At 50.3% G+C, this 19,821-nt stretch carries 18 protein-coding genes and 4 tRNA genes; 2 read left to right on the forward strand and 20 right to left on the reverse strand.

Features of this window, described 5'->3' with window-relative positions:
- Positions 1-222: 222 nt before the first annotated feature.
- The 16 genes from tuf to PSI9734_RS05245 form a co-directional block, all read right to left on the reverse strand.
- Complete coding sequence (gene tuf, locus PSI9734_RS05170; RefSeq protein ID WP_173920053.1) at positions 223-1,407, reverse strand: elongation factor Tu; 1,185 nt, start codon at positions 1,405-1,407, stop codon at positions 223-225.
- A 97-nt stretch (positions 1,408-1,504) separates the two neighbouring features.
- Positions 1,505-1,580, reverse strand: a tRNA-Thr gene (locus PSI9734_RS05175).
- A gap of 13 nt (positions 1,581-1,593) precedes the next feature.
- Positions 1,594-1,668, reverse strand: a tRNA-Gly gene (locus PSI9734_RS05180).
- A 61-nt stretch (positions 1,669-1,729) separates the two neighbouring features.
- Positions 1,730-1,814: transfer RNA gene (locus PSI9734_RS05185), tRNA-Tyr, on the reverse strand.
- A gap of 15 nt (positions 1,815-1,829) precedes the next feature.
- Positions 1,830-1,905: transfer RNA gene (locus PSI9734_RS05190), tRNA-Thr, on the reverse strand.
- Positions 1,906-1,994: 89 nt separating this feature from the next.
- A complete protein-coding gene (locus PSI9734_RS05195; protein ID WP_173920066.1) occupies positions 1,995-3,293 on the reverse strand; it encodes an adenylosuccinate synthase in 1,299 nt (432 codons plus the stop codon).
- An 82-nt stretch (positions 3,294-3,375) separates the two neighbouring features.
- On the reverse strand, positions 3,376-4,539 hold the full coding sequence (locus PSI9734_RS05200) for an aminotransferase class V-fold PLP-dependent enzyme (RefSeq protein ID WP_173920067.1): 1,164 nt from the start codon (positions 4,537-4,539) through the stop codon (positions 3,376-3,378).
- Positions 4,540-4,590: 51 nt separating this feature from the next.
- Positions 4,591-5,475 carry a protease modulator HflC gene (gene hflC, locus PSI9734_RS05205; protein WP_173920068.1) on the reverse strand — a complete coding sequence of 295 codons (885 nt, stop codon included), beginning with the start codon at positions 5,473-5,475 and terminating at the stop codon, positions 4,591-4,593.
- Between the two features lie 3 nt (positions 5,476-5,478).
- On the reverse strand, positions 5,479-6,666 hold the full coding sequence (gene hflK / locus PSI9734_RS05210; RefSeq protein WP_173920069.1) for an FtsH protease activity modulator HflK: 1,188 nt from the start codon (positions 6,664-6,666) through the stop codon (positions 5,479-5,481).
- 54 nt (positions 6,667-6,720) lie between these two features.
- Entirely contained in the window at positions 6,721-8,016 is a 1,296-nt protein-coding gene (gene hflX, locus PSI9734_RS05215) for a ribosome rescue GTPase HflX (protein ID WP_173920070.1), read from the reverse strand.
- A gap of 29 nt (positions 8,017-8,045) precedes the next feature.
- On the reverse strand, positions 8,046-8,300 hold the full coding sequence (gene hfq, locus PSI9734_RS05220) for an RNA chaperone Hfq (protein WP_173920071.1): 255 nt from the start codon (positions 8,298-8,300) through the stop codon (positions 8,046-8,048).
- A 185-nt stretch (positions 8,301-8,485) separates the two neighbouring features.
- Entirely contained in the window at positions 8,486-9,436 is a 951-nt protein-coding gene (gene miaA / locus PSI9734_RS05225) for a tRNA (adenosine(37)-N6)-dimethylallyltransferase MiaA (protein ID WP_173920072.1), read from the reverse strand.
- Positions 9,433-11,166, reverse strand: coding sequence for a DNA mismatch repair endonuclease MutL (gene mutL / locus PSI9734_RS05230; RefSeq protein WP_173920073.1), 1,734 nt, complete (start codon positions 11,164-11,166; stop codon positions 9,433-9,435). The genes miaA and mutL overlap by 4 nt, the downstream gene beginning before the upstream one ends.
- Before the next feature lie 8 nt (positions 11,167-11,174).
- Positions 11,175-12,488 (reverse strand): N-acetylmuramoyl-L-alanine amidase, encoded by a 1,314-nt coding sequence (locus PSI9734_RS05235; RefSeq protein ID WP_173920074.1) that lies wholly within the window; start codon positions 12,486-12,488, stop codon positions 11,175-11,177.
- Positions 12,488-12,964 (reverse strand): tRNA (adenosine(37)-N6)-threonylcarbamoyltransferase complex ATPase subunit type 1 TsaE, encoded by a 477-nt coding sequence (tsaE, locus tag PSI9734_RS05240; RefSeq protein ID WP_173920075.1) that lies wholly within the window; start codon positions 12,962-12,964, stop codon positions 12,488-12,490. The genes PSI9734_RS05235 and tsaE overlap by 1 nt, the downstream gene beginning before the upstream one ends.
- Complete coding sequence (locus tag PSI9734_RS05245; RefSeq protein WP_173920076.1) at positions 12,961-14,472, reverse strand: NAD(P)H-hydrate dehydratase; 1,512 nt, start codon at positions 14,470-14,472, stop codon at positions 12,961-12,963. Before PSI9734_RS05245 ends, tsaE begins: the two co-directional genes overlap by 4 nt.
- Positions 14,473-14,534: 62 nt before the next feature.
- Between PSI9734_RS05245 and queG the strand changes: the two genes are divergently transcribed.
- Positions 14,535-15,650 (forward strand): tRNA epoxyqueuosine(34) reductase QueG, encoded by a 1,116-nt coding sequence (gene queG, locus PSI9734_RS05250; protein ID WP_173920077.1) that lies wholly within the window; start codon positions 14,535-14,537, stop codon positions 15,648-15,650.
- On the opposite strand, the gene PSI9734_RS05255 is transcribed toward queG, so the two are convergent.
- From PSI9734_RS05255 to PSI9734_RS05270, 4 genes are read right to left on the reverse strand one after another with little or no spacing between them, the layout of a single operon-like run.
- Positions 15,647-16,198: a DUF1415 domain-containing protein gene (locus tag PSI9734_RS05255; protein WP_173920078.1), complete on the reverse strand. Its 552-nt coding sequence runs from the start codon at positions 16,196-16,198 to the stop codon at positions 15,647-15,649. The two genes, queG and PSI9734_RS05255, sit on opposite strands and share 4 nt — an antisense overlap.
- Before the next feature lie 5 nt (positions 16,199-16,203).
- A complete protein-coding gene (locus tag PSI9734_RS05260) occupies positions 16,204-17,118 on the reverse strand; it encodes a M14 family metallopeptidase (protein ID WP_173920079.1) in 915 nt (304 codons plus the stop codon).
- Positions 17,119-17,171: 53 nt separating this feature from the next.
- Positions 17,172-17,591, reverse strand: coding sequence for an MAPEG family protein (locus PSI9734_RS05265; protein WP_173920080.1), 420 nt, complete (start codon positions 17,589-17,591; stop codon positions 17,172-17,174).
- A gap of 23 nt (positions 17,592-17,614) precedes the next feature.
- Positions 17,615-17,857 (reverse strand): YheV family putative zinc ribbon protein, encoded by a 243-nt coding sequence (locus PSI9734_RS05270; protein WP_173920081.1) that lies wholly within the window; start codon positions 17,855-17,857, stop codon positions 17,615-17,617.
- A 69-nt stretch (positions 17,858-17,926) separates the two neighbouring features.
- Between PSI9734_RS05270 and PSI9734_RS05275 the strand changes: the two genes are divergently transcribed.
- On the forward strand, positions 17,927-19,819 hold the full coding sequence (locus PSI9734_RS05275; protein WP_173920082.1) for an ATP-binding cassette domain-containing protein: 1,893 nt from the start codon (positions 17,927-17,929) through the stop codon (positions 19,817-19,819).
- Positions 19,820-19,821 lie beyond the last annotated feature (2 nt).

Below are 19,821 nucleotides of genomic sequence, written 5' to 3' on the forward strand. Positions count from 1 at the left end.
AGAGCAAAGGCGATGTTGGATGTTCGATGTTCGCTGTTTGTTGAAAGCTAAGAGCAAGAGCGATGTTGGATGTTCGCTGTTCGATGTTTGTTGAAAGCTAAGAGCAAGAGCGCTGTTGTTTTTCGGTTTTTCAAACAGCGAACATCTAATAGCAAACATCGCTTTCGTTTTAGGATCAAAAAAGGGAGCCGAAGCTCCCTTTTTAAATAAACGCCAGCTAGATTAGTCAATAATCTTAGAAACTACGCCTGCGCCTACTGTACGGCCACCTTCACGGATTGCGAAGCGTAAACCTTCGTCCATCGCGATTGGGTGAATCAGTTCAACAACAAATTTCAAGTTGTCGCCTGGCATGACCATTTCTACGCCTTCTGGTAACTGTACTGCGCCAGTTACGTCAGTTGTACGGAAGTAGAACTGTGGACGATAGCCTTTAAAGAATGGCGTGTGACGGCCACCTTCTTCTTTGTTCAATACATATACTTCCGCTTCGAATTTCGTGTGCGGAGTGATTGAACCTGGCTTCGCCAATACTTGGCCACGTTGGATCTCGTCACGCTTAGTACCACGCAACAACGCACCGATGTTCTCGCCTGCACGACCTTCGTCAAGCAATTTACGGAACATTTCAACACCAGTTACGATGGTCTTGGTGGTGTCTTTGATACCAACGATTTCTACTTCGTCACCTGTGCGAACGATACCGCGCTCTACACGACCAGTTACAACGGTACCACGACCTGAGATCGAGAATACGTCTTCGATTGGCATGATGAACGGCTTATCGATATCACGCTCTGGCTCTGGAATGTAGCTATCTAAAGCTTCTGCCAGTTCGATGATTTTCGCTTCCCACTGCTCTTCGCCTTCCAACGCTTTCAACGCTGAACCTTGAACAACTGGTAAGTCGTCACCTGGGAAGTCGTATTCTGAAAGCAATTCACGTACTTCCATTTCTACCAATTCCAACAACTCTTCGTCGTCAACCATGTCACATTTGTTCATGAAGACAACGATGTACGGAACGCCTACCTGACGTGAAAGCAAGATGTGCTCACGCGTTTGTGGCATTGGGCCGTCAGTTGAAGCGACTACCAAGATCGCGCCGTCCATTTGCGCAGCACCGGTGATCATGTTTTTCACATAGTCAGCGTGTCCTGGGCAGTCAACGTGTGCGTAGTGACGCGTAGGAGTGTCATACTCTACGTGTGAAGTAGAGATGGTGATACCACGCGCTTTTTCTTCTGGAGCGTTATCGATGGCTGCAAAGTCTTTTGCCGCGCCACCGTAGGTCTTTGCCAATACTGTTGTAATGGCAGCAGTCAGAGTAGTTTTACCATGGTCAACGTGGCCGATAGTACCAACGTTCACATGCGGTTTCGAACGTTCAAATTTTTCTTTTGACATGACAGCCTCTCTTTGGACAACGTACGGTGGAAAGCCACCTAATATAGAATTAATTTACGTAACCGAGCGAATGGGAATTGGAACTGGTCCGAGGAAGTGGTGCTGATAGGCGGATTTGAACCGCCGACCTCACCCTTACCAAGGGTGCGCTCTACCAACTGAGCTATATCAGCACTACAGATTATTTGGAGCGGGTAGTGGGAATCGAACCCACATCATCAGCTTGGAAGGCTGAGGTAATAGCCATTATACGATACCCGCATGCCTAGATCGGGCCACCTCAAACCATTCTGAACTCAGCGCATTCGATTGCAATGCAAATTGGTGGAGGGGGCAGGATTCGAACCTGCGAAGGCTGAGCCGTCAGATTTACAGTCTGATCCCTTTGGCCACTCGGGAACCCCTCCGAACAAATTTTGAGTTGGTGCCGGCAGAGAGAGTCGAACTCCCGACCTACTGATTACAAGTCAGTTGCTCTACCAGCTGAGCTATGCCGGCACCCCGGTTAGGTGGAGCGCATTCTATTGTATCGATTTTGATGATGCAATAGTAAATGCTGATTTTTTTACGATTCCGCTACTGATTGGTTAATTTGCGAACGGATGACGCAAAATAATCGTTTCAGCGCGGTCTGGGCCTGTTGAAATAATGTCCACAGGAACGCCCGTTAGTGCTTCGATGCGCTTGATATAAGCAAGCGCTGCTGTTGGTAAATCTTTATGTTCAGTGATACCTACAGTACTTTCTTCCCAGCCCGGCATTGACTCGTACACAGGTTCTACGGTGTCGTAGTCTTCCGCTGCCATCGGCGGGTACTCGGTAATACTACCATCTGGGAGTTTATAACCAATACAAATTTTCAATTCTTTTAAACCGTCAAGCACATCAAGCTTGGTCAAGCAAAATCCGCTGACTGAGTTGAGCTGCACGGCACGACGCGCAGACACCGCATCAAACCAACCGGTACGACGTTTGCGTCCGGTGGTGGCGCCAAACTCGTGGCCTTTAACACCAAGGTGTTGCCCTACATCGCAATCAAGCTCGGTGGGGAATGGTCCACTACCAACACGGGTGGTGTAGGCTTTTACAATGCCTAACACGTAGTCGATGTAACGCGGGCCAAAGCCAGCACCGGTTGAAACGCCACCGGCAGTAGTATTTGATGAGGTTACATAGGGGTAAGTACCGTGGTCGATATCAAGCAACGTGCCCTGAGCACCTTCGAACATGATATTTTCGCCGGCTTTCCGTGCGTCGTCGAGTAAGGCTGGAATGTCGGCCACCATGCCTTTAAGTTCTTGCGCAATTGCTTTGCAGTACGCCAATACCTGCTCGACGTCTACGGCTTCAACTTTATAGTAATTGGTCAACGTGAAGTTATGGAACTCGACCACTTCGCGAAGCTTTTCTTCAAACAGTTCGAAGTTAAACAAGTCGCCCACACGCAAACCACGGCGTGCAACTTTGTCTTCGTAGGCAGGACCAATACCACGGCCAGTGGTACCAATAGCTTTTTCACCACGGGCTTTCTCGCGCGCTTGGTCAAGTGCAATATGGTAAGGCAGGATCAGTGGACAGGCTTCGCTAATAAGTAACCGTTCACGCACGGGTACGTTACGCTTTTCCAGCATCGCAATTTCTTCCATCAAGGCTTCAGGCGATAATACGACGCCATTACCAATCACGCACTTTACGTTGTCACGCAGCACAGCTGACGGAATTAAGTGTAGAACGGTTTTCTCGCCATCGATCACCAGGGTATGCCCAGCGTTGTGGCCACCTTGATAACGAACCGCGAGAGAGGCTTTATTGGTAAGTAAATCAACAATCTTACCTTTACCTTCGTCACCCCATTGAGTACCGAGAATTACGACGTTTTTACCCATGATACATGCCACCAGCTTTACTGTTGAAAAAACAGGCGGCGATTTTAACAGGAATTCGCAGCCTTCGGTAGCCCGATCACCTTTACTCGAAGGCTTTTTTCAGTTGTTGGTAGTCGACGGGATCATGGTACAAAGCAAAACCGAACCTTAGGCGACAGCCACGACTATCGGTTTCTACCCCCACTTCGCGAAGTAATCTCGAAAGCTCAAGCACTTGTGCTTCGTTGCATAAGGCAAAGGTTAAAAAGTGGCCGTGATTTGCCAAATCATGGTGCAGCAACGCAGAGCGATTAAGCAGCGGGTGATCAAGCTCATCAATTACTTTTAAGAATTCCTGTTGCAGGTTTTGCACATAACCATGAATGGCCTCGACAGTTAGTTGCTCTCGCTGCCACCAATCAAGTACGGCCTGCAACCGATATAAAGCTGTGAAGTCCATGGTTGCACCGGCAAAACGTAAGCCATCGGACGCATACCCTATTGTTGCTTGTTGTGGCTTTGCTAGATTTTCAAAATCCGCAAACCAACCGGTATACTCTGGCCGCAACTGGCAGTTGCGCGGTACGGTCATAAAGCAACAGCCCTCTCCTGCTTGTAAGTATTTATAACTACCAGCAAGGTAAAAGATCCGATCGGCAAACTCGCGTAAACGCGTAGGCAAAGCGCCGCACCCATGGTAGCCATCGACCATCACTAAGGTGTCATCCGCGACATTCGGTAACCAAGAGCTTAACGGTGGCGCCACCACTGCGGAGTTAAAGAATACTTGGCTAGTAAAAACCAAGTCAAAGTGTTGTGCGCTTAGCGCTGCTTGCCAACGCTCGCTGAAGCTATCGAATGGCTCACAGGCAACCCTCACCACTGTCACGTTACCGCGTTCTTCAAGGCGCTTCACTTGGCGCGAGAAGCTATGGAACTCGCCATCGGTGGTAAGAATGGTTAACGGCTTCGCTGGATCAAAGCAGCTTATCACTCGATATAGCAGCTCATGGGTATTTTGCGCAAAGACAAACTGCTCAGGCGCAGGGTGGTCAAGCAGTTCCGCAAGCTGTCGCTGCACTGCTGGAATGCGCTTGCCGAAAATGGTGTCCCACTTGTGATCAACTCCTTGCGCAGAGTCATCCCAGTAGTCTAGTTGCGCTTGCCGTGTCACGTCTGGCCAATAGTGATGGCTGTGCGGTGCGCAATGAAGTTTGCCTGGGTGCTGTTCTAGGAAGTAACGATAATGATGTTTGAAAGAGGTCATAACGGGGTATCTTCAGTGATAAAAAAGCCGGCGCTAAGGCCGGCTCTGAGATTAGCTACCTGACATGTTTTTCAGGTATTTAAAGAAATCGCTATTTGGCTCGAGCACGAGTACATCGTTGCCCCGTTCAAAGCTCTTTTCATAGGCTTGTAAGCTACGAATAAAAGCGAAGAACTCTGGGTCTTGCTGATAAGCCTCAGCATAGATGCCTGCGGCTTCCGCATCACCTTCACCACGTAGTGAACGTGATTCACGGGTTGCGTCGGCTAGCATGACGGTGATGCGAGCATCCACGTCGGCACGAATAAACTCAGCTTGCTCGCGACCTTCAGAACGGTGCTCCATGGCAACCGCTTGACGCTCAGCTCGCATACGCTGGAAGATAGATTGACTGACTTCTGTTGGTAGGTTGATTTGCATCACCCGTACATCAATCACTTCAATACCTAGTTCCTGCGCGCTATCGGCACCACGAATGAGGGCCTCTCGCATCAGGTTGTCGCGTTCACCCGAGACAATTTCCTTGATGGTTCGGCTACCAAACTCGGCACGTAAGCCACTGTTCACTCGACGCGTCAACAAAGCTTCTGCTTGTACTTGGTTACCACCATTGGTAGACAGGTAGTAAGAAGCAAAGTCAGAAATCCGCCACTTCACATAGGTATCAACGATAAGGTCTTTCTTTTCGCTGGTTACGAAGCGGTCTGGGTCGCCATCAAGTGTTTTAAAGCGAGCATCAAGACGCTTTACTTGCTCGATAAAGGGTAACTTGAAATGCAAGCCAGGTTCATACACCGTTGGCATGCCGGTATCAGCGTTACGCTGCACTTTACCAAACTGGATCACGATAGCTCGCTGCCCTTCATTCACTACGAACAGTGAAGAAAAACCAAGTAACGCGGCGATAATTACGAGTACTGCTATTAAATTTTTCATATTCTAGCCCCGACCTCCATTGTAACGGTCGCTGGTACGGCCGGTTGAGTTCGTTGTCGAGTTTTGGCCGCTATTTTGGCCACTCGTTGAGCTCGACGAGTTTGAACTTTGGCCTTGACCATTATTCATTTCGCTTGAGTCGATGGTACGACGCTGCTTTTCAAGAATTTTATCAAGCGGCAAGTACATCATGTTGTTGCCACCTTCGACATCAACCATCACTTTAGCGGTCTCAGAGTAAATCTTCTCTAGCGTTTCTAGGTACAACCGTTCACGCGTCACTTTAGGTGCCGCACGGTACTGTGGTAGCAGCTCGTTAAAGCGTGCGACTTCACCTTGTGCTTTTAAGATTTGCTCTTCGCGGTAGGCCTGCGCTTCTTGCAAGATACGACGCACTTGACCACGTGCTGTTGGCTCACGCTCACGCGCATAGGCTTCGGCTTCACGAATGAAGCGTTGTTCATCTTCTTGCGCTGCAATTGCGTCATCAAAAGCGTCTTTCACCGCTTCAGGTGGACGAGCTGGAAGCAAGTTGATATCGACAATTTGAATACCGAGCTGATAAGGCGCGGTAATATTCTCAAGTAACTCTAAGGTGTTCGCGCGCACATTTTCACGGCCAACCGTAAGCACTTCATCCATGGTGGTGTGACCCACGACATAGCGTAACGCGCTGTCTGTTGCTTGTGCCAAACTACGATCAGCGTTTTCGACCGCATACAGATAGTCACGCGGGTTAATGACACGATACTGTACGTCAAGCTCTACATGCACAACGTTTTCGTCTTGCGTCAGCATGAAGCCTTCCGATTGGAATTGGCGAACATTACTAACGTCTACGGTTTCAACGCTATCAATGAAGATTGGGCGCCAATGCAGACCTGATTCAACCAAGTTATGGAAGTTACCAAAGCGCAACACAACACCACGCTCGGCTTCTTTGACCGTATAAAAGCCAGCAATAAACCAAACGATAACTAAAAGCACAGCAATAATACCGAAGCCTTTGGTGGGGAACCCACCGCCACTCGACTTACCACCGCCCTTCTTACCCGAGCCACCAAGGCCGAGCTTTCCTAATAAATTTTTGACCGCTTCATCAAGGTCAGGAGGACCTTGGTCGCGACCACCTTGATTTTTCCATGGATCACGGTCGTTGTTATTACCGTTTCCCGGTTGATTCCAGGCCATTGACTACTCCAAATTTGGATCGAATTTAAGGTTATATAACGTACTAAGTGTTCTCTATTCTACAAAGCCTTGCAAACTATCGCCATACTCAACTTTAACTTGTTTACAAAGCCGCCGCCAATCAACGGCTGACATGCGTATCTTCAGTGCCAAAGCACCATCATCACAGGTTTCTTCGTCGGTGACACTGTTTAAAGCATACAATCGCCCGCGCAACTTACCCATCGACGGCGGAATACGCAAGGCAAGATTCACCATTTCTGGGCGCAAGCGCTGAACTAAAGCTTGATTCAGCAGCTCGATACCGGCACCGGATTGTGCTGAAAGCCAAACACGAATGGGACGCTGATTATCATCATAATCGATTCGCGCCTGACCATCATCCAATTGATCGATCTTGTTACAAATTAACAGTTGCGGCACTTCGTCCGCTTCAATCTCTTCAAGTACCTCGGTCACCTGTTCGATGTTTTCTTGCTGCCGCTCATCACTGACATCAATCACGTGAAGCAACAGGTCTGCGTCTTGAGTCTCTTGTAGCGTTGCTTTGAACGCTGCGACCAGCTCATGGGGTAAATGCCGAATAAACCCTACGGTATCCGCCAAAATGACCGCACCTACGTCTTCAAGCTCAAGCTTACGTAAGGTTGGATCAAGTGTGGCAAACAATTGATCGGCGGCATACACAGAGCTTGCTGTTAACCGATTAAAAAGTGTCGACTTCCCTGCGTTAGTATAGCCAACCAATGATACGGTGGGTATCTCTGCCCGCTGTCGAGCACGGCGGCCTTGCTCTCGCTGCTTCTGTACTTTTTGTAAGCGGCCGAGAATGTTTTTAATCCGGCCGCGAATTAACCTACGGTCGGTCTCCAACTGGGTTTCACCTGGCCCGCGTAAACCGATACCGCCCTTTTGCCGTTCCAAGTGAGTCCAACCACGAACCAAACGTGTTGAAATATGGCGAAGCTGTGCCAATTCAACCTGTAACTTACCTTCGTGGGTACGCGCTCGCTGTGCGAAGATATCGAGAATCAAGCCGGTTCTATCAAGCACGCGGCATTGACACAGCTTTTCAAGGTTACGCTCTTGGGTGGGGGATAAACTATGATTGAAAATAACGATGTTGGCGTTGTGTAGCTTAACGGCTTCGGCCACTTCTTCGGCTTTACCACTGCCAACAAAATAGCGCGAGCTTGGCGTCGATCGCGAGGCGGTCATGACGTCGAGGGTTTCAACGCCAGCCGAGGAAACTAAAAGTTTTAACTCTGAAAGATCTTCCCGATCGTTTTCAACCGGGAAGTCTACGTGCACCAGGATAGCCTGCTCACCACTTTCAAACCTATCAAACAAGCTACCACTGCTCCTTCAAGAATCTTTGATTAATCGACGGCCTCATCACTACCCGCTTCTTGTTGCGGAAGGTAGTTTTGTGGAATGCGAGCCGGAACAACAGTCGAAATGGCATGTTTGTACACCATTTGGCTCACGGTATTCTTCAACAGAATAACAAACTGATCGAATGACTCAATTTGGCCCTGCAATTTAATGCCATTTACCAAGTAAATCGAAACGGGAACGCGCTCACGACGCAAAGCGTTCAAAAACGGGTCTTGTAAAGTTTGCCCTTTAGCCATTTGATTGCATCCTTTTTCTTTTTATTGTTTTGAGTTGGCAGTTTGCGTGAGACCACAGATGCCAGTCCGCTCAACTATAGTCTAACATGCTGAAATAACCAGCATGTTAGGTGTGTTTTCTTTTGCTAAAACTCAGTAACAATTTAACTTGCTATGACCTTACTATAAGGGCAATTTGGCTTGTTTCAAGGTTTGAATTGCGTAAAGTTTTCCGGCGTCTGCTGACAATAAGCTGTGGCCTGCGCCGGCAAATCGTCTGCCAAACTGTCGAACCACTTCACACCTGGCCACTTGCGTAACCACGTAAGCTGTCGTTTCGCGAGCTGACGGGTGGCTGCAACCCCCTTGTCAATCATGGTTGCCTCATCAAAGTCACCATCCAAGAACTGCCAAACCTGCCGGTAACCTACACACCGTAACGCTGGTAAATCGAGGTGCAAATCAGCGCGCTGTCGCAGCTGTGCAACCTCATCGATGAACCCTTCTGCAAGCATTTGGTGAAATCTAGACTCAATACGCTGGTGCAATACATTTCGATCTTTAGGAGCCACCGCTAATTGCACGACAGGGTAAGGTAAAGCGCCTTGTCGAGCCTGGCTTAAGGCTGTCAAAGACTGGCCCGTTAACTGGTAAACTTCAAGCGCTCGAATCAGTCGTTGTGGATCATTCGGGTGAATACGCTGCGCGCTTACCGGATCAATCGCTCGCAACCGCTCATGCAAGGCTTGATTACCGTCACGTTCAAGCTCTGCAGTAAGCTTGTCGCGTAGTTCGAGGTTCGCTTCAGGCAACTGCGACATGCCTTCTAATAACGTTTTGAAATACATCATGGTACCGCCCACTAACAAGGGGGTACGCCCGGCCGCGAGAATGCTGTCAATTTCTGCACGCGCGTCTTCTGCAAACTGCGCAGCAGAATAGCGCTCACTTGGATCACAAATGTCAATTAAGCGATGTGGTGCGCGCGCCAGTTCAGCCGGTGTTGGCTTCGCGGTACCTATTGTCATGTCACGATAAATAAGTGCCGAGTCGACCGATACGATATCGGCATTCAATCGTTCGCTTAGTTCTATGGCTAACCCGGTTTTACCCGCGGCGGTCGGTCCATAAAGGCAAATTACATGGGCTTGGGTCATCGTATGCGCTCCGGCAGTTGCGGTAGCTCTATGGACAGGCAAAAGGTGCTATCCGCATCAAAATTTTGTTGCCAAACTGCACACCAGTGTTCAGCCTGAACCTTACTGTAGCTTAGGCTCACCTGTTGTTGAGCGAGCCATTGCCAGAAGCTATCGTCTAACTCCGTCGATGTTTTCAAAGCTTGGGTGACCTGCGCCAGGCTCTGATTGATATCGGTATTGCGCAAGGCACTTGGAACTTGCTTGACCACCACGTTACGGCGCTCCTGTTCAAGCAAGATACCCAACTGTGCCAAACGCTCGGGCGTAATGTGTTTTAGTCGTTCAAGACAATCGGTGTCCGTGAGCTTTACCGGAATTAAAAGCGGTTGACCTGCCAGCCCAGTTTGGTACTGGCGGCGCAGTTGCTCAGCTAAATAAGCTTGTTCTAATGCCTGTAGGTGCAATAGCGCCAGCCCTTTTTCACCACTGATTAATGCCATGCGCTGATCAATAACAGTAAGTGTCGCGGTCACCGTCGGCGCTAAATCAACCGACGGGTTTGCCACTGGCGGCATGGTCGGTGCTCGCGACGATGATGGTGGCGTTGGCACCCGCGAAGCGCCGGGCGACGCGCCTGACATTAGCCCCGGCAAGGGATGATGATGGCGCGGCTGCAGCTCTTCAATCTGCTGACTAAGACTGCCATCAGGCTGTTGATAATGATGACCGGTGTGCGTTTCATCACTTTCACTGGCACGGCTGCGCAGCGCCTGACGGGCACTTTGCAGCACAAAGTCGTGCACCTCTCTGGCGCGCTGAAAGCGTACTTCGTGTTTGGCTGGGTGCACATTTACATCGACATCCGTTGCAGCCAACTGCAAGTAAAGCACATAGGTAGGCACGCGATCATCGCCAAGGGTATCGCCATAAGCTTGACGAATTGCATGGTTTAACATGCGGTCGCGCATCATTCGCCCATTCACATAAAAGTATTGGCCGTCGGCCTGATGCCGACACGCATGCTGAGGCGCAATCCAGCCCCACAAGCGCAAGCCCATCTGTTCAACATCGAGAGCTACGGCATGATCGGTAAAGGCTGCACCCACCACTTTTGCCACCCGCTCAATGGCTTGGTCATCCGTTACGGCTGGATAATTACGTACATTTTTTTGATTATGATTTAAGCTTAATCGCACATCGAAACGACTTAAGGCAATGCGTTTGATGGTTTCATCAATATGATTAAATTCGGTTTTATCAGTACGCAAGAACTTACGTCGCGCAGGGGTATTAAAGAACAAGTCTTCAACATCAACGGTGGTGCCATCTGGGTGACTTGCCGGAGCTAACTCAGCTTGCATATCGCGGCCTTCTACCCAAGCACGCCAGGCCTGCTCCTGAGCTGCTGGTTTCGACGTCAAGGTGAGCCGTGAGACGGAACTGATACTCGCCAAGGCTTCGCCACGAAAACCTAAACTTTGTATTGCTTCTAAGTCGTCTAAGCAGGCAATTTTGCTGGTCGCATGGCGTGCCAACGCCAACGGCAGTTCCTCTTTGCTCACACCGGCACCGTTATCGCGAATACGAATACGACGGCGCCCACCCTTTTCAATATCGATGGTTAACTGTTGCGCCCCCGCATCAAGGCTATTCTCGACTAGTTCTTTGACCACCGAAGAGGGTCGCTCAATCACCTCGCCGGCGGCGATCTGGTTCGCCAAACTAATGGGTAATAAACAGATGGGCATGAGTGCGCCTATTCAGGAGTCGGTATTTCGAGAACTTGCCCGATGCGGATCACCGAACTGTCCAACTTGTTACGCGCTTTAATTGCCGAGACAGAGGTATTGTAACGGTTCGCGAGGATCGACAACGATTCGCCGGATTTGACCACATGCCGACTCGCGCGATTAGTTGCGAACAGTGTGCCATCAGGGGGCCGGCGCATAAAGTAACTACGTACGCCTTGATAAATCGCTCGGGCTAATTTTTGCTGGTGCTGATTACTCAGCAGTAACTGTTCTTCGGTTGGGTTTGAAATAAACCCAGTCTCAACCAACATTGATGGCATCGCAGTGGAAGTCAACACCGCTAGGCTGGCATGCTGCGGCTTGGTTTTATGCATTTTAGTGATGCGCTTTAGTTCAGACAAAACTTCCGTAGCAGCTTCATAACCACTCAACATGGCGTGGTCCATTTTCATCGATACCAAGGTTTGGTTAAGAAACGCTTTGTCATTTACAGCCGGCTCTACACCAGCAAGCACATCTGATAGTCGTTCTTTATTCTCTAATAGGCGACCCATTTCCGTACTGGCTCGACGGTTCGACAAAACCCATATAGATGCGCCACGAGGCTGTGGCGTCACAAACGCATCGGCATGAATCGATACAAATAAATCAGCATTAACACGTTCGGCTTTGCGTGGCCGTTCATTCAGGTCAACATAGTAATCGTCAGACCGAATCAGATAAGCCTGCATGGTTGGGTCTGCGTTGATCATATTTGCAAGCGCCCGCGCCACCCTGAGCACGACATCTTTCTCATAGGTGCCTCGAGGACCAACTGAGCCTGGATCTTCGCCACCGTGTCCAGCGTCAATGGCGACTGTAACTTTACGTTCTTGTAGATCATCTGCACTCAGTGCAGTGGCGTCACGCTTGACGGAGGTTCCAGGTAAATCAACTACCAAACGATGACCCCGATCACCGCTGGGGCCTACGACGTTAATCTTCGGTTCGACCACTTGATCAAGCTCCACCACTAAACGGGTGCTGCCCGAGGTTTTGGGAGTGCTGGTGCGAATTTTTTTAACCAATAACGAATTTGTCTCGAACCCTTCGAGGTTAAATGTTAATTCCGTTGCGGGTAGGTCAATCACTAAACGGAAGGGATGCGACTGGTTTAGCTGGAAATAACTGAAGTCTGGCTCCTGACTCATGTCAAAAACCACCCGTGTGCGGTCCGGCGACGGCCACATGCGAATGTTTTCAATGGTGTTTTTTGCCGCAGCAGGTACCGCAAAACACACTAAAGCAAGTGTAATAAGACCAGCTATCAAGCGTTGCATTAGAGCTTATCGAGGAGTTCCCGACCTCTTGTTGTTAGCGCACCAAGTACCAATTTACGCGCTGTTTCGGCGTAATCGATGCTAATTTCTATATCTGGCTCTGGTAACACCCCAGCTCCACGCTGCGGCCACTCCGCCAAAATTATTGTATTACTGTCAAGGTAATCACGAATGCCCATAAATTCAAGTTCTTCAGGGTCAGCAAGTCGATATAAATCGAAATGATGAACCTGCCAAGCATCTAGTTGATAGCTTTCAACCAGCGTATAAGTGGGGCTTTTCACCTTACCTTGATGTCCTAGGGCTTGAATAAAGCCGCGGCTAAAGGTGGTTTTTCCGGCCCCTAGCTCACCGATTAAATAAATCGTCAGCACCTGTTTGGCTTTACTTTGACCTGCTTTTACCACGTTCGCTAAGGTTTCCGCCAACGCCAACAACGCCGGCTCGTCAGCGAGAAAATAATCTTTTGTAGTCATGGATTCACTAATTTCCGTAACGGCTCCATTAAGTCGCTCGGTAGTGTACCACGTTCACCTGCGATTGCAGCGTGTTCACCGGCCACCGCATGTAACCATGCAGCGCAGGGCAACACCTCGTCGGCCACCACTCCTTGGGCCACTAAGCTGCCGGCAATGCCGCTCAAAACATCTCCGGCACCGCCCACTGCAAGTGCCGGCGTGCCTCGTGAACACACGCGTATAGAGCTAGCGGCTTTGTCTACACAAAGTGAACCAGCCCCCTTGAGTAAAATATAGGCTTGATAACGCGCTGCAATTTGCTGTACTGCCAGCCAACGATCTTGTTCTAACTGGTGCGTATCGGTTGCCAACAAGCGCGCCGCTTCGCCGGGATGGGGGGTTAACCATAACGGTGCTTGCCGCTGTGCCCACGACGGCTGCTGCGCCAACGCATTCAGCCCATCGGCATCGAGCACTACTGGCACGTCGGCAGCTAATACCCATTCAGATAATTTACGGCCCCAACTTTTTTGACCAAGCCCCGGGCCGAGCACAACAACCGAGGCGCGCGAAATAAATTCAGTAAGTTCCGCTTGTGATTCCGCTTTTGACGTCGATACCATGAGCTCTGGTTGTGCACTGGCAACAATGGCATGGCTATCGGGGTGGGTCAGTACGGAAACTTTGCCGGCCCCCGCCCGCAACGCAGCGCGCCCCGCTAGCACGACCGCACCCGACATGCCAGGTGCACCACCTATAATTACCACATGTCCATGGGACCCTTTATGGCTGCTACGACTACGCGGCGGTAAATGCCGCGCAACTTCATCACGTTCAATAATAGTGGCAAAGGGCTGCTCCAAATGTCTAAACGAGGCCGATATACCCAGCTCTGCTAATTCAAGGTGCCCCACATACCGTGCTGCTTCTGCTGTGAGCAAGCCAGGCTTCAGTGCGACCAAGGTGACTGTGTAATCGGCTTCCACAGCTACTGGTATCGCCACACCGCGATCACTTTGTAGCCCAGTTGGGCAATCAATACTTAACACCCACAGCTTATGATAGTGTTTTGCGTCATTCAGAATGTTAACCGCGCGGCAATACATCTCGTCTAGATCGCGGCTTAGGCCAGTTCCTAACATGGCATCGACGATAATGTCGTACTCGGCGACATGGGTTCGGTCGAGTTGCGCTAAAGGCTCTACGCTGCCTTGCTCAGCTTCCCATGCTAGCGCTGCCTGCTTCGCCAGTTCTGTTTTCGGCTCGGCAGCCACGACTTGCACTTGGTAACCATGTTCACGAGCTAAGCGCGCCAGCACCCAACCATCGCCACCGTTATTTCCCGGGCCGCACAAAATCATCACACGCCCAGGCGCCGGATGAACGCGCTCGAGTGCTGCTAAGCAACTTTGTGCGGCACGATGCATGAGCTGCGCAGCGGATACGCAAAGCGACTCTGCGGCTTCAAGCTCACGGTCACGGACCTGAGCAGTGAGGTATATTAACTGTTGCATACTGACTTGCATCGGTGCATCTCCCGGTGATTTTTGTTATTTTGTGCACTTACTCTTAGCATAAGACCATTTGTATGAATTTCCACCAACTAGCCGAAGATATTAAACGTTGGGGCCAAGAACTCGGTTTCCAGAAGGTCGGTATCACAGATCTCGATCTTAGTTCAGAACGCGAAGCCCTGCAGCGTTGGCTCGACGCTGGCATGCATGGTGAAATGGAATACATGCAGCGTCATGCGGAGCTTCGTACCCGCCCTGAGCAGTTACATGAAGGCAGTGTCCGAGCGATTTCGGTACGTATGAATTACTTACCTGCTGAAGCTGGTTTCGCCAAAACCTTAAAAAACTCGCGGCTTGGCTATATTAGCCGTTATGCCTTGGGTCGTGACTACCATAAGTTAATGCGCAAGCGCTTAAAGCAACTCGGTGAGAAAATTAAAGCCGCCTGTGATGACTTAGACTATCGACCTTTTGTTGACTCCGCGCCCATTTTAGAACGGCCGCTGGCAGTCAAAGCGGGCCTGGGTTGGACCGGTAAACATACACTGGTACTTGATGAACAGGGCGGCTCATGGTTTTTCCTTGGGGAACTACTGGTAAACCTGCCACTACCCACCGATAAACCAGTGGAAGAAAAATGTGGTAGTTGCAAAGCCTGTATTACCATTTGCCCGACGCAAGCCATCGTCGAGCCCTATAAACTTGATGCGCGGCGCTGTATTTCCTACCTCACCATTGAGCTTAAATCAGCCATACCTGAAGAACTTCGCCCCCTCATTGGCAACCGCATCTATGGCTGTGACGACTGTCAGCTGATTTGCCCTTGGAATCGCTATGCACAACTAACCGACGAAGACGATTTCGCACCACGGAAAGACCTTCATGCGCCAGAATTATTGACCTTGTGGAACTGGGACGAAGCAACCTTTTTAAAGACCACCGAAGGCTCGCCTATACGTCGAATCGGCTTTGCTTCGTGGCAGCGCAACTTAGCTGTGGCACTTGGCAATGCCGCTCATGACCCGGCCATTATTGAAGCGCTGCAAGCAAGGCGTGGGGCGGTCAATGAGATGGTTGATGAACATATTGACTGGGCACTCACGCGGCAACGTAATAAAAGTGCCACAACCACCAAGCAAGTACTGCGCCTGACACGTGCCGTTGAGAAAGGGTTACCTCGCGACGCTTAACGCTGCTTAGGTTCGCGGCAGGCTAGTAATATCGCTTCGAAATAGTCACGCCCCAGTAGCTCTGCCTGCTCACAATTGCGCTGCGGGATCAGCTCTGGGTTCGGGTAGCGCTTCAGCACTCGCTCTAAGCTGGCTTCACGCAGAATATGTAGCACTGGAAAAGGAGCTCGATTGGTGTAATTACTTGCCCCATCAGCAGTGCTGTCGGCAAACTGATAGTCGGGGTGGAAGCTGGCAATCTGCAACACGCCCTCGAGATCCTCTTGCTGCAAATAAAGCTGCGCATAGTCGAGCAATTCGAGGTAATCATCAAACTCCGTAAAGCCTTTGCTAAATACCAGTAAGGTCGTTTCTTTACTGGGCGTGTCGAGCAATTGCTGTACCGCATTGGCAAAGGCCTGCAGGCTCGTCTCTAAGGCCGTGGCGTGACACTCTTGGTAGACAATGGTGTCACGTTCAACTTCGCGATGGGCAAAGGGGCAGAAGTTCAAACCTATCACCACTTGCTCTACCCACTTTTGCACCGCTTCAGTTGCTGCTGACACCATCAACCTCAGCACTTATCCGCAGCGAATTCCAGCGCACCACGAACGGCAGCGACTTGCGCGTCGACACATTCAACGGGGTTGGTATTCGGACTATCCGGATACACTTCGGTGGTGGTTACGAATTTGGCGTCGGTCATTCCCATGCATAAACCTAATGGCTTGGCATCGTACTCAATCACCCCTTCTTGGATCATTGGCGCGCCGATAAGGCAGCCGTCTTCATCGGCTGGAGCAATATGCGTAACCGGCTTTACGGTTTCTATAATCGCCCGTTGAAACTCAGCTTGCTGACGCGAGCTGTCCGCAACTAAATAAAATCCATCTGGAATGTTCCAGTTATCATTTGTGGTACCTTCGCGCGCCGCTAATGCAGGCCGAAACTCGGAGTTGTCGGTATCGGTGGTTTCATGTAAGTCGACATGGACGCTTGGCGCTATCTTATGCTGCTTCAAGTACTTCATGATAAGCGCGGTTTCTTGCGCTGGGCTATTGCTAACAAAAGAACGGTTCGGATCAATGGCGTCGGGGTTCCAACGATTGATCGTTTCATAACCCCAGGGGCTCAGACATGGCGCGACGATAATGTTGAACCGCGCAAGATGATTGACCGCTTCAGTTTCAAGAAAGTACAATGCGCCATGGACACCACTGGTTTCATAGCCATGCACACCACCCGTTACTAATACCGTTGGCCGGTCGACGTGCCAATTACGACTACGCACCACAAACAGCGGAAAGCTACGCTCGTCATAGTTCAGCTCACCATAGGTTTCAACGTCGAATTGCTCTCGTAAATGATCGATGCGACGCACTACATCATCTACATAGTCTCGTTGTTTGCTTTGTTGCGCACGCCATTGCAGTTTCTCGGCGTCGCCCCATGGCTTGCCCGGCGTACCTATTGAATAGTGCTGTGTCATCGTCGACCACTCCTTCAGCATAAACTTAAAGTCAGTAACTTCGTACGTACACCTTACATTGCCGTAAGGTGCAACACACATTGAATCAGAATCGCAATATTAGCCACGGCTCCAATCGCAAAGAACCAGCTCCGCGGGCTCGGGTTCTTCTCGGTGGCGATGGCATAATAAAGTACCATATGTAGAATTCGTGCTACGGCAAAAATCATCACCCAATAGCCGAACCAATCGGAATTTAGACCCATGAACAACGCCACAAACACCGTTGCCAAAAACATTGGCACATTTTCTAAGGTATTCATAAAAGTTCGATGGGTGCGAAACACCAACGACTCGTGACTAATGTTCTCTGGAACTTTACCTGGCACCGCTTGCGGTTGTTTCGCCTTGACGCCAGCGGCGACCGCCCATTGTAAAATCCACGTGGCCAAAATAATCACAACACCAGTATAAACCAACATCTGTTCTTGCATGTGTTACCCCTTTTGCTGATTTCTTATTCGGGTTTAAAAATACCAATCACGTTGTCATCATGTACGGCTTTTGTCGCCGCTGATGTGGCAGCTTCAGCCTCTGACTGCTTATCTTTTTCGGTAAAGCTATGCTGGCACGCCACACACTGCACCTGTTCTTCGAGCTCACCGCTATCTTTCTCGGTCACCAGCAACATCAAGGTGTCGGTTGCCTGACAAGCCGGGCATTCTGCGCCAGCAATAAAACGTTTACGTGTTCGTGCCATATTCACCTCGTTTTGCTTCAGGTATAATTGTCGCAGATTCACTCACCAACACCAAGCACAAGGTTAGTCATGATATCAATCCGTGGCATGGCGCTCATGCGCGGCGGCAACGTCCTTCTCGAAAACACCGATTTAGCCATTTTCCCTGGCCATCACGTCGGTATCGTTGGCCGCAATGGCTCTGGTAAATCGTCGTTATTCGCATTACTGCGCGGTGAGCTCCAGGTTGAGCAAGGCGAGTGTGATGTTCCACCGCACTGGCGCATCGCCAGCGTTCGGCAAGAAACTCCCGCCCTTGACCGCTCGGCTATCGACTATGTGCTTGACGGAGATACGGAGCTACGCCAGCTTGAAGATCAATTGACCGGCGCCGAACAGGCCGATGATGGTCATGGGATCGGCCGCTTGCACGACCAGCTTGCCGCGATTGGCGCTTATGAAGCTCCGGCTCGCGCCGCTGCCTTACTTGCCGGCTTAGGTTTTGCCGCAAGCCAGTTCGAGCAGCCGGTAAAAGCCTTCTCAGGTGGTTGGCGAATGCGCTTGAACCTTGCCCAAGCACTTATTTCACGGGCCGACCTGCTATTACTCGACGAACCGACCAACCACCTTGATGTCGATGCTATTTTTTGGCTTGAAGACTGGTTGCAACGGTTTCCTGGCACCCTGTTACTGATTTCGCACGATCGCGACTTTATCGATGCCACTTGTCAGCAGATCATTCACATTGAGCAACAACAAGCGACCGCCTATACCGGTAATTATAGCAGTTTTGAGCGCCAGCAGGCGGAACAGATTGCGCAGCAACAGGCGCAATTCGAAAAAGAGCAGGCACAACGTAAGCACTTGCAAACCTATATCGACAGATTCCGCTACAAAGCCAGCAAAGCGAAACAGGCGCAAAGTCGTATCAAGGCGTTAGAGCGCTTGCAGGCCAGCGCACCTATAGTGGCCAACAGCCAGTTTCAGTTTCACTTTCGGGAGCCTGCGCAATTACCCAATCCGTTGTTAACACTAGAAAATGTTCAGGCAGGCTATGGCGACAAAGTTATTTTAAGTTCGATTAAATTTGACCTTGTACCAGGTAGTCGGATCGGGCTGCTCGGCCGCAACGGTGCTGGCAAGTCAACCTTAGTTAAATTACTGGCCGGCGAACTACCGCCCCAAAGTGGCACAATAGAACTCAACTCTGGTATCAAACTCGGCTACTTTGCCCAACATCAGCTCGAAACACTCGATTTAAAAGCCAGTGCCCTACAGCACATACAACGACTTGACCCGCATGCCAGTGAGCAACAGCTACGTGATTATTTAGGTGGCTTTGGCTTTAATGGTGATCAGGCCACACGGTTAGTCGCACCGATGTCGGGCGGCGAAAAGGCACGGCTGGTACTGGCCATTATTGTTTACCAAAAACCTAACCTGTTGTTACTCGATGAACCGACAAACCACCTCGACAGCGTGATGCGTGAGGCGCTGGTTTATGCCTTGCAAGACTTCAGCGGAGCCATGGTGATTGTTTCCCATGATAGACACTTACTTCGTACCACCGTCGACGACTTCTTCTTAGTGGCAGACGGCCAGGTACGTTTGTTTAATGACGATCTTGATGGTTATCATCGCTGGCTGCAGGAGCGTCAACAGCCAAATCAAGAGTCCCCTAGTCAATCGGGTAAAGCTGATCGCAAAGCCGAAAAGCGTGACGCCGCAGAACGCCGTAAACGTCTTAAACCTTTCAAAGACGCCGTGACCAAGTACGAACAAGAAGTGCAAAAGCACGAAGCCAAGCTCGCTGAGCTCAATCAGCTACTCGGCGACAGTGCTATTTACGATGAGGCAAACAAAGAGCGTCTGCAACAGCTTTTACAGCAGCAGGCGACCCATCAAAAAGCGCTGAATCAAGCTGAAGACGATTGGATGGCTGCTGAAGAAGCGCTGCAACAGGCGGAAGCCCAGGAGAGTTAAAT

Origin of the sequence: Pseudidiomarina piscicola (assembly GCF_902806985.1) — a bacterium.
Classification (GTDB): Bacteria; Pseudomonadota; Gammaproteobacteria; order Enterobacterales; family Alteromonadaceae; genus Pseudidiomarina; species Pseudidiomarina piscicola.